Annotated in this window: 16 protein-coding genes; 10 read left to right on the forward strand and 6 right to left on the reverse strand. The window is 60.0% G+C overall.

The window, feature by feature from the left end:
• Positions 1–179: 179 nt before the first annotated feature.
• Positions 180–662 carry an acyl-CoA thioesterase gene (locus NTD85_RS27435; protein ID WP_003229693.1) on the forward strand — a complete coding sequence of 161 codons (483 nt, stop codon included), beginning with the start codon at positions 180–182 and terminating at the stop codon, positions 660–662.
• Between the two features lie 136 nt (positions 663–798).
• Here NTD85_RS27435 and pdxY read toward each other — a convergent pair whose 3' ends face one another.
• Positions 799–1,671, reverse strand: a complete 873-nt coding sequence (gene pdxY, locus NTD85_RS27440) for a pyridoxal kinase PdxY (protein WP_003229694.1) — start codon at positions 1,669–1,671, stop codon at positions 799–801.
• A 117-nt stretch (positions 1,672–1,788) separates the two neighbouring features.
• On the opposite strand from pdxY, the gene NTD85_RS27445 reads away from it, so the two are divergent.
• Entirely contained in the window at positions 1,789–2,202 is a 414-nt protein-coding gene (locus tag NTD85_RS27445) for a DUF3301 domain-containing protein (RefSeq protein WP_103484033.1), read from the forward strand.
• Position 2,203: 1 nt separating this feature from the next.
• Here the strand turns inward: NTD85_RS27445 and NTD85_RS27450 are convergent, their stop codons facing one another.
• On the reverse strand, positions 2,204–3,175 hold the full coding sequence (locus NTD85_RS27450; RefSeq protein WP_262143733.1) for a CobW family GTP-binding protein: 972 nt from the start codon (positions 3,173–3,175) through the stop codon (positions 2,204–2,206).
• 28 nt (positions 3,176–3,203) lie between these two features.
• Between NTD85_RS27450 and NTD85_RS27455 the strand changes: the two genes are divergently transcribed.
• Positions 3,204–3,560 (forward strand): NADH:ubiquinone oxidoreductase, encoded by a 357-nt coding sequence (locus NTD85_RS27455; protein WP_103484031.1) that lies wholly within the window; start codon positions 3,204–3,206, stop codon positions 3,558–3,560.
• 4 nt (positions 3,561–3,564) lie between these two features.
• Here the strand turns inward: NTD85_RS27455 and NTD85_RS27460 are convergent, their stop codons facing one another.
• A complete protein-coding gene (locus NTD85_RS27460; protein ID WP_262143734.1) occupies positions 3,565–4,215 on the reverse strand; it encodes a DUF1826 domain-containing protein in 651 nt (216 codons plus the stop codon).
• Positions 4,215–5,420 (reverse strand): zinc metallochaperone GTPase ZigA, encoded by a 1,206-nt coding sequence (gene zigA, locus NTD85_RS27465; RefSeq protein ID WP_262143735.1) that lies wholly within the window; start codon positions 5,418–5,420, stop codon positions 4,215–4,217. Before zigA ends, NTD85_RS27460 begins: the two co-directional genes overlap by 1 nt.
• A gap of 234 nt (positions 5,421–5,654) precedes the next feature.
• Between zigA and NTD85_RS27470 the strand changes: the two genes are divergently transcribed.
• Positions 5,655–6,032: a glutamine synthetase gene (locus NTD85_RS27470; protein WP_103522506.1), complete on the forward strand. Its 378-nt coding sequence runs from the start codon at positions 5,655–5,657 to the stop codon at positions 6,030–6,032.
• Here the strand turns inward: NTD85_RS27470 and NTD85_RS27475 are convergent.
• Entirely contained in the window at positions 6,029–7,231 is a 1,203-nt protein-coding gene (locus NTD85_RS27475) for an N-acetylmuramoyl-L-alanine amidase (RefSeq protein ID WP_262143736.1), read from the reverse strand. The genes NTD85_RS27470 and NTD85_RS27475 overlap by 4 nt on opposite strands.
• A gap of 84 nt (positions 7,232–7,315) precedes the next feature.
• Here NTD85_RS27475 and folE2 point away from each other — a divergent pair, with 84 nt between their 5' ends.
• From folE2 to NTD85_RS27505, 6 genes are read left to right on the forward strand one after another with little or no spacing between them, the layout of a single operon-like run.
• Complete coding sequence (gene folE2 / locus NTD85_RS27480) at positions 7,316–8,212, forward strand: GTP cyclohydrolase FolE2 (protein WP_262143737.1); 897 nt, start codon at positions 7,316–7,318, stop codon at positions 8,210–8,212.
• Positions 8,209–8,877: a metal ABC transporter ATP-binding protein gene (locus tag NTD85_RS27485; RefSeq protein WP_262143738.1), complete on the forward strand. Its 669-nt coding sequence runs from the start codon at positions 8,209–8,211 to the stop codon at positions 8,875–8,877. The genes folE2 and NTD85_RS27485 overlap by 4 nt, the downstream gene beginning before the upstream one ends.
• A complete protein-coding gene (locus NTD85_RS27490; RefSeq protein WP_262143739.1) occupies positions 8,877–9,743 on the forward strand; it encodes a metal ABC transporter permease in 867 nt (288 codons plus the stop codon). Before NTD85_RS27485 ends, NTD85_RS27490 begins: the two co-directional genes overlap by 1 nt.
• Before the next feature lie 11 nt (positions 9,744–9,754).
• Positions 9,755–10,630 (forward strand): metal ABC transporter substrate-binding protein, encoded by an 876-nt coding sequence (locus tag NTD85_RS27495; RefSeq protein ID WP_262143740.1) that lies wholly within the window; start codon positions 9,755–9,757, stop codon positions 10,628–10,630.
• Positions 10,627–11,187 (forward strand): DapH/DapD/GlmU-related protein, encoded by a 561-nt coding sequence (locus NTD85_RS27500; protein WP_262143741.1) that lies wholly within the window; start codon positions 10,627–10,629, stop codon positions 11,185–11,187. The genes NTD85_RS27495 and NTD85_RS27500 overlap by 4 nt, the downstream gene beginning before the upstream one ends.
• 3 nt (positions 11,188–11,190) lie before the next feature.
• Entirely contained in the window at positions 11,191–12,522 is a 1,332-nt protein-coding gene (locus NTD85_RS27505) for a dihydroorotase (protein WP_262143742.1), read from the forward strand.
• A gap of 94 nt (positions 12,523–12,616) precedes the next feature.
• On the opposite strand, the gene NTD85_RS27510 is transcribed toward NTD85_RS27505, so the two are convergent.
• On the reverse strand, positions 12,617–13,135 hold the full coding sequence (locus NTD85_RS27510) for a DUF3617 domain-containing protein (protein ID WP_003229722.1): 519 nt from the start codon (positions 13,133–13,135) through the stop codon (positions 12,617–12,619).
• Between the last annotated feature and the right edge of the window lie 95 nt (positions 13,136–13,230).

Consider the following 13,230-nt stretch of genomic DNA (forward strand, 5'->3'; position numbering starts at 1 on the left):
GCCTTTTGCAGGTTAACACCGCGACTTCCGGCTGGAAGGCGGTGCAATATAAGGAAACAGATCGGTCGCGGCGTGACGGCAGCCACTCGTCTGGCGTCCCGATAACGGTGCTTTTGAAAAAGCCACCAGGCACCCGCAGAGGTGCGTCCAGCCATCCAGCCTTGATCCGTGAGAACGTTATGGAACCCGGAAACGCCCAACTGTCGATGACGGTATTGATGACCCCCGACATGGCCAACTTCTCTGGCAATGTCCACGGCGGTACCCTGCTCAAATACCTCGACGAAGTGGCCTACGCCTGCGCGAGCCGCTATGCCGGCCGCTACGTGGTAACGCTGTCGGTGGATCAGGTGATTTTCCGCGAGCCGATCCATGTCGGCGAACTGGTAACCTTCCTTGCGTCGGTCAACTACACCGGCAACACCTCGATGGAGGTCGGCATCAAAGTGGTGACCGAGAACATCCGCGAGCGCTCGGTACGCCACACCAATAGCTGCTTCTTCACCATGGTCGCGGTGGATGACCAGCGCAAACCTGCCGCCGTACCGCCACTGCAACCGCAGAACAGCGAAGACAAGCGTCGCTACATGCAGGCCCAGCAGCGCCGGCAGATTCGCCAGGAGCTGGAGAAGCGCTATCAGGAGATCAAGGGCGACGCCTGATCGATCCTTTGGAATGATGTTGCTTTTATAGATAGCCTTCGCGAGCAAGCCCGCTCCCACCTTCAATCGCAGTCCGCCCATGAGAACGCGGTCGAAGGTGGGAGCGGGCTTGCTCGCGAATGGGTGTAACGCGGTTTTACAAACTGATCGCCGTCGCCTCGAACTTCACCCGCGGATGCGCGATCCGGTCCTGCGCCCGCACCAGTTGCAGCTCGTAACTGGCACACGCCTGGGTTTCCAGCAGCACTTCATGCACCGCCGCTGCAGTGAATTCAAACGCCGCCACCAGACTGTCACCGAGCAGCACCCGTGCCAGGAACAAACCGGACGTCAGATCGCCCACACCCACCGGTTGACGCGGAAACGCCAGCAGCGGACGGCGCAGGTGCCAGCTTTCGTCGGCGGTCACCAGCAACATCTCGAAACCGTCCGCCGGTTTGCCCGGATAATCCAGGTGTTTGACCAGCACCGCTTTCGGGCCGCGTGCCAGCAGTGCCCGGGCCATCCCCAGGCAATCAAACAAGGACTGCGGCTTGCGCCCGGAGAAGCTGTCCAGCTCCAGCTGGTTCGGGCACATGATGTCCGCCACGGCTGCCGCTTCTTCCAGCAGGAAATCGCTGACTTCGGTCGGCACACTGCAGCCTTTCTCCGGATGACCCATTACCGGGTCGCACAGGTACAACGCCTTCGGATTGACCGATTTGATGCGCTCGACACCACTGAGAATCGCCCGGCCCTGCGCCGCGCTGCCCAGATAACCGGAGAGCACGGCGTCGCAGTTGCCCAGCTCGCCAATGGCGGCAATGCCTTCGACCAGTTCGGGGATCTGGTGCGGCGACAGCACTTCACCGGCCCACTGCCCGTACTGGGTGTGGTTGGAAAACTGCACGGTGTTGAGCGGCCAGACATTCACCCCGACCCGCTGCATCGGAAAAACCGCGGCGCTGTTGCCGGCATGGCCGAAGACCACATGGGACTGAATGGCGAGCAGATGAGGCGTACGTTTCATTCGGGTTATTCCGTAAAACGATTGAAATTCAAGCCGCGCAGTATGCGACGAAACACAGCCTGTACGACAGACCGGCGACGCAGTTAAGCTGAGCTTATCTTTTGGAGTTTCCTGTTGATGCTGACCCTCGAAAACATCTTCGTGCTGATGCTGTTCGCCGCTGCCGGCGCATGGCTTTGGCACAACCACGGCTTGCGCGAGCGGGCGCTGGAACGGGTCAAGCAGCATTGCATCAACGTCGGCGTCGAACTGCTGGACGGCAACGTCGCGTTGAAAAAAATCGGTTTGATCAAGGATGGCAGCGGCCGGCGGCGCCTGGCCCGGGTCTACAACTTCGAGTTCACCGTGACCGGCGAAACCCGGCACAACGGCACCATCACCCAGTTTGGCGCACACAGCGCACAGATCGAACTGGCGCCCTACCCGGCACCGTTCGACGACACGCCACCCGTGGTCGAGGTCACCCGCCCACGGGCCGAAGTGATCGAGCTGAGCCAGTGGCGTCAGGATCACAACAAGTGGAAGCCTTAAGCTAACCCGCCTGAACCCGGCATTGCGCCAGGCCTACCTGCAAATCCTCGACACTTTGCGCGTCGGCAAAGATCAGCTCGATACGTGAATCCCGGCGCCACTCGCTGGGTTGCCAATTCAGTTCAGCGTTATCCAGGGCATTGGCTGAAACCCAACCCTGTGCGCTGTGGATAACCAGTTTGGCCCGTCGCCAGTCCAGGCTTTGCAGCCATTGGCTCAGGCGTTGCGTATCGAACCTCTGTCCCGGGTGCCAGCGCCAACCAATGCTCCAACCGCCCTCCTGTGCCTGACTCAGGCAAATCGGCGATTGCGGATCGCTCCAGATCGCCGGAATCGACCCCAATCCCTGCGGCACGATGAGGTTATCCACACCTGCCATTGCTTGCGCAGCCACACCCGGCAACTCACGCAACGGTAGTTGCGCCTGCTGCGTCCAGATCAGTTTGACTGCCGGCAAACGCTCGGCGATGGTCTGCCGAACAGCCTCATTCAGACTTTCTGCCTTGTTCAGTAACAGCAGACCGGCGTTGCCCAAAGCCTCCTGCTGAGCGGGCGGCAGCGCTTTCCCGGCTGCCAGCGCCTGGGCATCCAGCACTGACACACAGGGCTGTACCGCCAGTACACCACGCCACGGCGCTTCGCTTAACTGCTTGAGCAACTGCGCCGGATGGCCCAGCCCGGACGGCTCAATGAACAGCCGATCCGGCCGGGCCTTGCGCAGCAAACGGCCGAGGCCGATTTGAAACGGCGCACCATTCACGCAACACAGACACCCTCCGGCGACCTCGCCCAGTGCGATACCATCGGCGTCGCGGGTCAGCAACGCGGCATCGAGGCCGATCTGGCCGAACTCATTGATCAGCACCGCCCAGCGCTCGCCTTCCGGCCGCTGGGCCATGAGCTGGCGAATCAGACTGGTCTTGCCGGCGCCCAAAGGGCCGGCGATGACATGGGTAGGAATGTTCTGCAACATGACTGGGAGTTTTCTGAGGGGATTGGGCATGCGTTGGATGGGATGGTCGTTGCTGTTGATGCTGCTGTCGAGCGAAGCCTGGGCCCAGGCCTGCGTGGTGCACAGCCAGGGCGAGCGACTTGACGTTAAAGTCTGCCAGCAAAACCGCAATATTCCCGAGAAGCTGTTTAGCGACGGCTTCTGCCAACCGACCTTGGCCGGGCAGAAAGTCGAGGTGCAGTACGTCGATCAATGCCCGAGCGGCGCGTTCGGCGTGTGCAGCAACGCGCAAGTCGCCAATATGCCCTATCGCCAGGATATCCACTATTACGGTGTCGCCTCCGACGCGGCGTATTTGCAGCCGTACTGCGAAGGCCAAAGCCAGGGCCAGTGGCTCAAGCCTTGAGCTGTCAGCCGAGCCAGTCGAGGGTCAGCAGCAGCCGTCGCTCACCCGCCGCCGGTTGCGGGGAGCGATGAATCAGGCCAAAGCCTTCATTGCCGAGCCACTTCTCGCCCTTCAATAGCGCCACATCACCCCGTTTGAGTTGCTGGATTTGGCTCATGCCCTGTGGCTCGGCGTTGGCCTGGCCCAGTTGCTCGCGATCCATCACGCCCTCCTTGAGCCACTGGCTGCCAATCCCCGCAAAGGTTGTGATCAAGCGCACCGGCACATAATCGACATGGAAACGTGGGCACATGGCTTTATCCAACACCCGCAGGCGCAAACCGATACGCCGTGCCCCCAGCAGACAGGCGAAGGCACTCACCAGCCATTGCAGGTCAGCGATGAAGGCTTCGTAGCCTTGCAGATCACGGAATCCGGCGGCCAATCCTTTCAGATCAGGGTCGGCGTCTTCATCCGGCAGTTCGATGCACAGCGATTCCGCCAGAGGCTCGTTGAGCGACAGCAGCAATTCTGCAAAATCGGCGATGTGCAGCGGCAGTTGGCGCTGCCAGACCGCAAGATTGACGTCGTCTTCGAGGATTCGCGTCAGCGTTTTCGGCGTCGCTCCCTGATGCTGATGGCGCGCCCGGTTTTGCTGCAACTTGAGCGCGAGCATCAGGCGGCCTCTTCGTGCCAAGGGCCGAACGGATCCGGCAGCCGGCGCCAACCGTCTACGCCAATGGCCATTTCTTCGTCAGTCAGCAGGCAGGCATCGAGATCCGACTTGAGCTGTACGAAGTCGATGTTCTGGCCGATGAATACCAGCTCCTGACGACAATCTCCGACGCTCGGCGTCCAGTTTTCCATGATCGCTGCGGTACTTTCCTGATCCTGCGGCCATTGGTTTTTCGGCACGAAACGCCACCAGCGGCCTGCGAAACCATGGCGCATCAAACCGCCGGCCTGCGACCAACTGCCTGCGTCGGAGGGTTTGCTGGCGAGCCAGAAGAAGCCTTTGGAGCGCAGCAGTTTGCCGTTCGGCCATGGGCGATCGATGAAGTTGAAGAAGCGCTGCGGATGGAACGGGCGGCGTGCGCGGTAGGCCGTCGAGGCGATGCCGTATTCCGTGGTTTCCGGCACGTGCTCACCGCGCAATTCCTGCAACCAGCCCGGGGCCTGAGCGGCTTTCTCGAAGTCGAATCGGCCCGTGTTGAGGATTTTCTCCACCGGCACCTCGCCCATCACCATTGCAATGATCTCCGCCTGGGCATTGAGGCGCTTGAGGATTGCCATAAGCTCTTCGCGCTCCTGGCGGCTGATGAGGTCGATTTTGCTGATCAGCAGTACGTCGGCGAACTCGATTTGTTCGATCAGCAGATCGGTGATCGAGCGTTCGTCTTCATCGCCCAAGGTCTCGCCTCGGGAAGCCAGACTCTCGGCCGCCTGGTAGTCGAGGAGGAAATTCACGCCGTCGACTACCGTCACCATGGTGTCGAGGCGTGCGACGTCGGCGAGGCTCTGGCCCTGCTCGTCACGGAAGGTGAACGTTTCGGCGACCGGTAGCGGCTCGGAAATGCCGGTGGATTCGATGAGCAGGTAATCGAATCGTCCTTCGCGGGCGAGCTTGCTGACTTCTTCGAGCAGGTCCTCGCGTAACGTACAGCAGATACAACCGTTACTCATCTCCACCAGTTTTTCTTCAGCACGGTTCAAGCTGACATCGCGCTGAACTTCGCTACCATCAATGTTGATCTCGCTCATATCGTTAACGATAACAGCAACGCGCAAGCCTTCTCGATTACGTAGTACGTAATTTAAAAGTGTACTTTTTCCGGCACCGAGAAAGCCCGAAAGAATGGTCACGGGAAGCGGAGATGACATTGGATAATCCTCATCAAATGGTGGCCGATGTGCACGTTGGCCTGGTTTGGCGTAGCGCACCGCGTTCTATGGCTTCAAAACAGCGATCTGGTAGAAGCAGACGCTTGAAATCGGCGAACTCAGACTCAATACAAATTAATGTTATAGTATAACAATATGAATAAGCCAGCCCCGCTCTTGCCCAAACCGATAAAGCGCAGGAAGCTGCAAGCAATCTGCCCATTGGGAACCGAGATGAAAACTGCTTTGAAATGCTCGCTGCTGAGTCTCGCGTTGCTGTCGGGGGCCGACGCCTGGGGGCAAATTCCCACACTCGCCAACTGCACACACAGCGCCAATCTGCTGGCCTGCATCGACGCGCAAGGCAATGCCTACAGCGTGAACACGGTGGGCAGCACAATTTATCTGCGGGGCTTTGAAAAGGACGGCAACCGCTACTGGGCGCAGACCAACAGCCGTTTCGGCCAACTGACGTTCTTTACCGGGATCGCCTCTGACGGGGAAGCCTGGGTGGGCTACACCCGTCGCGTCGGTTGGACGACGATCAATCGCTTTTCCAGCTCTGGCGGCAGTAGCGCGAAGTTCACCTGCAGCCGGATCACTGGCTGCTAAACCTGCGCGTTTTGCTGCTCCTGCTGCCAGGCGATATAGCTGTCGACTGGTGGATTCTTCTGAAAGTAACGCTGTAGCCCTTCGAACAAACCATCCGCCACGGCTTGCTGATGCCGAGGCGTGATCAGTCGCTGACTGTCTCGGGCGTTGGAAATGAAGCCGGTTTCCACCAGAATCGACGGCACGTCCGGCGACTTCAACACGGCAAATCCTGCCTGCTCCACGCGCTTCTGATGCAGCGTGGTAATGCCTGCCAGACTGCCGAGAACCGTGCTGCCGAGTTGCAGACTGGCGGCGATGGTGGCGTTCATCGACATGTCGAGGATCACTCCGGCGAGCATCGGATCCTTGTCCTTGAGGTTGAGCAGACTGGTCGCACCGAGCAGATCCGCGCCATTCTCCCGCTGCGCCATGAAGCGCGCAGTCGCAGACGTCGCGCCACCCTCGGACAGGCAATACACAGACGCTCCCGACGCCGTCAGACGTGGCGCCGCATCGGCATGCACTGAGATAAACATGTCGGCCTTGTGCTGGCGCGCTATATCCACCCGTTTGCGAAGTGGCACGAAGAAATCATCATTGCGCACCAGTTTCACGTCGAAGCCTTTCTCCCTCTTCAGCCGTTTGGCGAGTAATTGCGCGATGGACAGCACCACATCTTTTTCCCGCTCACCTTTGGCACCAACCGCGCCCGGGTCTTTTCCGCCGTGCCCGGGGTCTACGACGACGATGATGTCGCGCTTGGGGTGAGTTTTATTCAAGGGTGTTTCACGTGGAACCATTGCCGCACTTGATGCCTGTTTGGCGTTCACCAGATCAAGCACCAAGCGGTGTCCTTGGCCATCTTCGGGCGCCAAAAGGAAGCTGTTCAACAGCACTGGATGGTTCAGGTCGAGAACAATCCGTGTATCACCCTGACCAAAGTGACCTGATCGAATGGAGCGAATAGCGGTATCGGCAAGCAGCAACTGGCTGAAATCACCGCTCAAACTCGCCCCTGAAAGGTCAATGATCAGGCGTTCTGGAGCGCTCAGGGAGAAAGTTTTGTAGCGCACCGGACCGCTCAGGTCGAACACCAATCGCAGCTTTTCATCCGAGCGCCAGAGCCGCGCATTGCGAATTTGTGTGGCCGAGACACTGAAGGGGAAAGCCAAGGCCGTACTGGCCAGCAGCAGATTGAGCAGATGACGTCTGTTCATATGAAAGCCCGTTCATGAAAAAGCTATCGTGATTTGAATTGTTATAATGTAACATCCAATTCAATCAACACGATGGTTCCGAACATGAATTCGCTGACACTTCCGGATATAGCGACTCAAGTCGCTCGCCAGGCGTTACCGCTTGATTGGGTGGGCATGTGCGGTATCGCTCTGCCTGTTCTATTGGAAGGCCAACGTCTGAGCGCAAAAGCAGATGCAGGCGTCAGTCTCGATGATGGCGAGTCGCGCGGTATTCACATGTCGCGGCTGTATCTGGCGCTGGCGGCGCTTGAACGGCACAACCTCTCTCCCGTCTTATTGCGCGAGGTACTCGAGGATTTTCTGATCAGCCACGAAGGTTTATCCAACAGCGCCTACCTGAACATCCATTGCGGAGTACTGCTGAAAAGGCCTGCGTTAGTCAGCCCTCTGGCCGGCTGGAAGAGCTATCCAGTGAGCATTTGTGCCAGCCTGAAAAGCAAAGTGTTCCACGTGGAACTGAAAATCGAAGTGCCTTACTCCTCAACTTGCCCCTGCTCAGCAGCGTTGGCGCGGCAGTTGATTCAGCAGCAATTCATCAATGATTTCGCCAACAAGCCACTGCAACATGCCGAAGTGTTGGCTTGGCTTGGATCAAGCCAAGGCATTGTCGCCACCCCGCACAGCCAACGCAGCACCGCGCAACTGCATATGCATCTCGACGAGTTCATCGACGAGCTACCTCTGAGCGTCATCATCAATGATGCCGAAGCGGCACTCGGCACCGCCGTACAAACCGCCGTGAAACGCGCCGACGAACAAGCCTTCGCTCTGGCCAATGGGCAAAACCTGATGTTCTGCGAAGACGCCGCGCGACGACTCAATCTGGCCCTGCGCCGCTCCCCCGGCGTCAGTGGTTTCCACCTGCGGGTAATCCACGCCGAAAGCCTGCACGCCCACGACGCTGTCGCGGAAAGCCACTGGCACCGAGAACTCGCATGATCCGTTGCCAGACCCTGACTTGGGGCGCACCCGGCCAACCACTGACTTCGCCACTGACGCTCTCGCTGCAACACGGCAGCCTCAGCGCCATCATCGGCGCCAACGGCTGCGGTAAAAGCAGCCTGCTGAAAGTCATCGCCGGATTGCAGAAGCCTTTATCGGGAAAAGTCGCACTGGGTGTTCCACGTCAGGGCGGCTTGGCGTTCCTGCCGCAACAGCAACACCTCGACCGACAGTTCCCCATCAGCCTCGAAGAACTGGTGGCCGCGGGTTTCTGGGGCCGCCGATTGTCGACGCAACTGCGCGCGCAACGACTCGCCAGTGCACTGGAAAACTGGCACTTGAGCGGATTGGAAAAACGTCCGCTGATGGCCCTTTCCGGCGGTGAATTGCAACGCGCCCTGCTCGCCCGTTTGAGTCTGACGGACGCCCCGTTACTACTCCTCGACGAACCCCACGCTGCCCTCGATGAGCTGGGCCAGCAGTTACTCTGGCAACACCTCCACGCCTGGCATGCCGAAGGGCGAACACTGCTGGTGGTCTGCCACGACCTCGCCGCGGTGCGCCAACACATCCCGCAGACATTGCTGATCAAAAATCGTCAGTGCGTGTTCGGCACCAGTGCCGAACTGATCCAGCAAACACCCAACACGCAGGTGGCCTGATGCTCACCGTCAGCCACCTCTGGCAACCGTTCAACGAGTTCGTGTTCATGCGCCGCGCACTGCTCGGCGGTGTGGTACTGGCCTGCAGCACGGCTCCGCTTGGCGTGTTTCTGATCCTGCGGCGCATGAGCCTGATCGGTGACGCCGTCGCCCACGGCATCCTCCCCGGTGCGGCGCTGGGCTTCTGGTTCGCCGGTCTGAGTCTGCCGGCACTGACACTCGGCGGCCTCGGCGCCGGCCTGGGCATGGCCGGTCTCGCCGCCTGGATCACCCGTCGCACCGGTCTGCGCGAAGACGCCAGCCTCGCCGCGATCTATCCGATCTCGCTCGCCAGCGGCGTGTTGATTCTAGGCATCGCCGGCAAGCGTCTCGACCTGTTGCACTTGCTGTTCGGCTCGGCACTCGCCGTCGACGGTCCGACCCTCAACGGCATGTTGTGGGTGTCGGGGCTGAGCCTGATCGCCATGACTCTGATCTACAAACCGCTGCTGCTGGACACCCTCGATCCGCTATTCCTGCAAACCGTCAGCCGTCTCGGTCCACTCGCCCACGGCGTGTTCCTGACCTTGGTGGTGCTCAATCTGGTGATCGGTTTCCAGGCCATCGGCGCCTTGATGGTGGTGGGTCTGATGATGCTGCCCGCCGCCGCTTCACGATTCTGGAGTCGGCGCCTGCCGAGCCTGATTGCCATCTCGGCGCTCATTGGCTGCCTCTCGGTGGGGTGCGGATTGTTGATCTCGTTCTACTACTCGCTGCCGAGCGGTCCGGCGATCGTGCTGGTCGCCGGCATCGGTTATCTGCTGTCCGTGGTGTTCGGACCGGTGCACGGTTTGCTGCGCCGCCCGCCTTTGCTCACATCCCAATGAGGTGTTTCCCGATGCGTGCTCTACTCGTGTTGTTCAGCCTGATGCTGTCGATGTCGTTGTCGGCGGCGGAAAAATTGCCGGTGGTCACCAGCTTCAGCATCCTCGCCGACATGGTTCATCAGGTGGGGGGCGAGCATATTCAGATCACCAACATGGTCGGCCCGGACGCCGATGCCCACACGTATGAACCGACGCCCGATGACGCCAAAGCGCTGCTCAAGGCCAGGCTGATCATCAAGAACGGCCTCGGTTTCGAACCATGGCTCGATCGCCTGGTCACCAGCACCGAGACCAAAGCCCCTGTCATCAGTGCCAGTCATGGCGTGATTCCACGCTCGCTGGATGAAGACGGCGAGAGCGTTCCCGACCCGCACGCCTGGCACAATCTGGCGAACACCGAGTTGTACATCGCCAACATCACCAAGGCGCTGATCGCCGCCGATCCGGCGAACCAAGCCGAATACCAGCGCAACAGCCAGGCCTATCTGAAACAGATCTACGCCCTGCTCGCCGAAGCCAAGGTCAAGCTCGGTTCACTGCCGCCGGGCAATCGCAAGATCGTCACCAGCCACGATGCCTTCGGTTATCTCGGTCAGGCCTACGGCATCGACTTCATGGCGCCGCAAGGTCTGTCCACCGAACGCGAGCCATCGGCCGCCGAAGTCGCCGCGTTGATTACCCAGATCCGTCAGGCCAGGGTCAAAGCGGTGTTCATGGAAAACATCAAGGACGCGCGCCTGCTCAAGCAGATCGCTGATGAGAGCGGCGCGCATATCGGCGGTACGTTGTACTCCGATGCCCTCGCCGCCAGCGGCCCGGCCAGCACCTTTACCGGGCTGTTCGAATACAACCTCAACACCCTTTACGACGCACTGAGCCAGCCATGATCCGCAAGAATCCTTCAGGCGATCTGCCGCAAATTGCCGAGTCAGCCTACGTCGACAAAACCGCGATCATCTGCGGCAAGGTAATCATCGGCGAGAACGTTTTCGTCGGCCCCTACGCGGTGATCCGCGCCGACGAAGTCGATGCTTCGGGAGCGATGGAGCCGATCACCATCGGTGCCAATTCGAATATTCAGGACGGCGTGGTGATCCACTCCAAATCCGGCGCGGCAGTGACCATCGGTGAGTTCAGCTCGATCGCTCACCGCTCGATCGTGCACGGTCCGTGCGTGGTTGGCGACCGCGTGTTCATCGGCTTCAACAGTGTGTTGTTCAATTGCGTGGTCGGTGATGGCTGCGTGGTGCGGCACAACTCGGTGGTCGATGGCCGCGATTTGCCGGACGCGTTCTACGTGCCCTCCACCACCCGCATCGGCCCCAACACCGACCTCTCGCAGTTCCCGCCGGTGAGTGTCAGCGCCTCGGAGTTTTCCGAAGACGTGGCGCGCACCAACGTCGATCTGGTGCGCGGTTACAAAGCCTTGCAGAACGAGTTCTGAACCATGAGCAGCGTGCTGATTCGCAACGCCAGACTGGTCAACGAAGGACGCGAGTTCGACGGCGATCTGTTGGTCAGCCATGGCCGCATCGTCAAGATTGCGCGCAGCATCGACGGTGAAACTGCGCGGGTGGAAATCGACGCCAACGGCCAATGGCTGTTGCCGGGGATGATCGATGACCAAGTGCATTTTCGCGAACCGGGGGCGCCGGACAAGGGCTGCATTCACACCGAGTCTCGAGCGGCGGTGGCGGGCGGCATCACCAGTTTCATGGACATGCCCAACACCCAACCGGCCACCCTCACCCTCGAAGCACTGGCGGATAAAAAGCGTCGGGCGGCGATCAACTCTGTGGCCAACTACGGCTTTCACTTCGGCGTGAGCCAGGACAACCTCGACACCGTCGCCGCGCTCAACCCCTGCGAAGTGGCCGGGGTCAAAGTGTTCATGGGCGCCTCCACCGGCAATCTGCTGGTGGATGATCCCAAGATTCTCGAGCGCCTGTTCGCCGAAGTGCCGACGATTCTGCTGGCCCACTGTGAACACACGCCGAGCATCGAGGCCAACGCAGTGCGACTGCGTGCGCGCCTGGGTGAGCACCTGCCGGCCAATATCCATGCCTTGATTCGCGATGCCGAGGCTTGCTACCGCTCTTCTTCACTGGCGGTGGAACTGGCCAGACGTCACGGCACCCGCCTGCACGTTTTACACCTGACCACCGCCCGCGAGCTGGCGTTGTTCGAAGACAAACCACTCGCGCAAAAACACATCACTGCTGAAGTCTGCCTGCATCACCTGCTGTTCGATGAAAGCGACTATCCAGCCGTCGGCAACCTGATCAAATGCAACCCGGCGATCAAGACCCGAGCCGACCGCGATGCCTTGCGCGCGGCGCTACTGAGCAATCGACTGGACGTGATCGGCAGCGATCACGCGCCACATACCTGGGCGGAAAAACAGCGCCCATATGCCGAAGCGCCGTCCGGTTTGCCGCTGGTGCAACACGCTTTGCCGGCGCTATTGGAACTGGTGGCCGATGGCGTGCTGCCGATCACCACGCTGGTGGCGAAGACCAGCCATCGGGTGGCGGATCTGTTTGCGATTCCGGATCGAGGTTATTTGCGGGAGGGGTATTGGGCGGATCTGGTGCTGGTTGAGCCAGCGGCTCTGGAGGTGTCGCGGCAACCGATCCTGTCGCAGTGCGGGTGGACGCCGTTTGCTGACAAGACTTTCCGCTATCGGGTGAATACGACGTTGGTGTCGGGGCAGATTGCCTGGCGCGAGCAGCGTATTAACGAAGGATGTCAGGGCCTGCCGCTGCGGTTTATGCGCTGAATGATCAGGTGTCTGACAGGACGTCTTCGCGAGCAGGCTCGCTCCCACAAGGAATCGCACTGGCTTTGTGGGAGCGAGCCTGCTCGCGAAGCTTTTAAGCTCTTGGCTTCACCGTGCCGCAATCCTGACCCAACCACACCGCGCGGGTTTCCAAGCTGCCCTTCTGGTTGATCCCGATGGCGTTGAACGTGCCGTTGGCCACGGTGGTGAACTCACGATCACTGACAAACGTCGCGACACCGGTGCCTTGCGCTTTCGGGCAACTGAAGCGGAATTTCCACTGATTACCGGTGCGCTCGGTGATCTGCTGTTTGCAACCCGACTGCGGATCGGCCAGCGGAATATCGTTGGTCGCCACTTGCTGCGGTGTCAGGCAGGCGCGGATGCCCTTGCCACCGATGTTGATTCCGTTCTTTTCCAGCGCCGCGCGCTGTTGCGGCGTCATCTGGCCTTGCAACTGACCGAGGATCGACTGCACATCCATTGGCTGGTCATCGACCTTGACGTTGCTCGAGGTCATTTCCCATAGCCCCGGCTGCAGCATTTGTGCCTGCGCAATCACTGGCATTGCCAAACCCAGGCCCAGTGCCAAACCCAGCAGACGAACGTTCATCGAAAAACTCCTGATCAGTAGTGGCCGTTAGACGCCGGCCGATTGCTTCGGTTCATGCGCCAATTAAATAGCGACAATCGCCTCGGAACATGGTC

The organism is Pseudomonas sp. 13B_3.2_Bac1, assembly GCF_025466205.1.
GTDB classification, from domain to species: Bacteria; Pseudomonadota; Gammaproteobacteria; order Pseudomonadales; family Pseudomonadaceae; genus Aquipseudomonas; species Aquipseudomonas fluorescens_H.

Coding starts and splice junctions, on each gene's coding strand:
- NTD85_RS27435 (WP_003229693.1), top strand. CDS start 180: ATGGAACCCGGAAACGCCCAACTGTCGATGACGGTATTGATGACCCCC.
- NTD85_RS27475 (WP_262143736.1), bottom strand. CDS start 7,231: ATGAACAGACGTCATCTGCTCAATCTGCTGCTGGCCAGTACGGCCTTG.
- NTD85_RS27470 (WP_103522506.1), top strand. CDS start 5,655: ATGAAAACTGCTTTGAAATGCTCGCTGCTGAGTCTCGCGTTGCTGTCG.
- NTD85_RS27510 (WP_003229722.1), bottom strand. CDS start 13,135: ATGAACGTTCGTCTGCTGGGTTTGGCACTGGGCCTGGGTTTGGCAATG.
- folE2 (WP_262143737.1), top strand. CDS start 7,316: ATGAATTCGCTGACACTTCCGGATATAGCGACTCAAGTCGCTCGCCAG.
- NTD85_RS27455 (WP_103484031.1), top strand. CDS start 3,204: ATGCGTTGGATGGGATGGTCGTTGCTGTTGATGCTGCTGTCGAGCGAA.
- NTD85_RS27485 (WP_262143738.1), top strand. CDS start 8,209: ATGATCCGTTGCCAGACCCTGACTTGGGGCGCACCCGGCCAACCACTG.
- NTD85_RS27505 (WP_262143742.1), top strand. CDS start 11,191: ATGAGCAGCGTGCTGATTCGCAACGCCAGACTGGTCAACGAAGGACGC.
- NTD85_RS27460 (WP_262143734.1), bottom strand. CDS start 4,215: ATGCTCGCGCTCAAGTTGCAGCAAAACCGGGCGCGCCATCAGCATCAG.
- NTD85_RS27450 (WP_262143733.1), bottom strand. CDS start 3,175: ATGTTGCAGAACATTCCTACCCATGTCATCGCCGGCCCTTTGGGCGCC.
- NTD85_RS27500 (WP_262143741.1), top strand. CDS start 10,627: ATGATCCGCAAGAATCCTTCAGGCGATCTGCCGCAAATTGCCGAGTCA.
- pdxY (WP_003229694.1), bottom strand. CDS start 1,671: ATGAAACGTACGCCTCATCTGCTCGCCATTCAGTCCCATGTGGTCTTC.
- NTD85_RS27495 (WP_262143740.1), top strand. CDS start 9,755: ATGCGTGCTCTACTCGTGTTGTTCAGCCTGATGCTGTCGATGTCGTTG.
- NTD85_RS27490 (WP_262143739.1), top strand. CDS start 8,877: ATGCTCACCGTCAGCCACCTCTGGCAACCGTTCAACGAGTTCGTGTTC.
- zigA (WP_262143735.1), bottom strand. CDS start 5,420: ATGTCATCTCCGCTTCCCGTGACCATTCTTTCGGGCTTTCTCGGTGCC.
- NTD85_RS27445 (WP_103484033.1), top strand. CDS start 1,789: ATGCTGACCCTCGAAAACATCTTCGTGCTGATGCTGTTCGCCGCTGCC.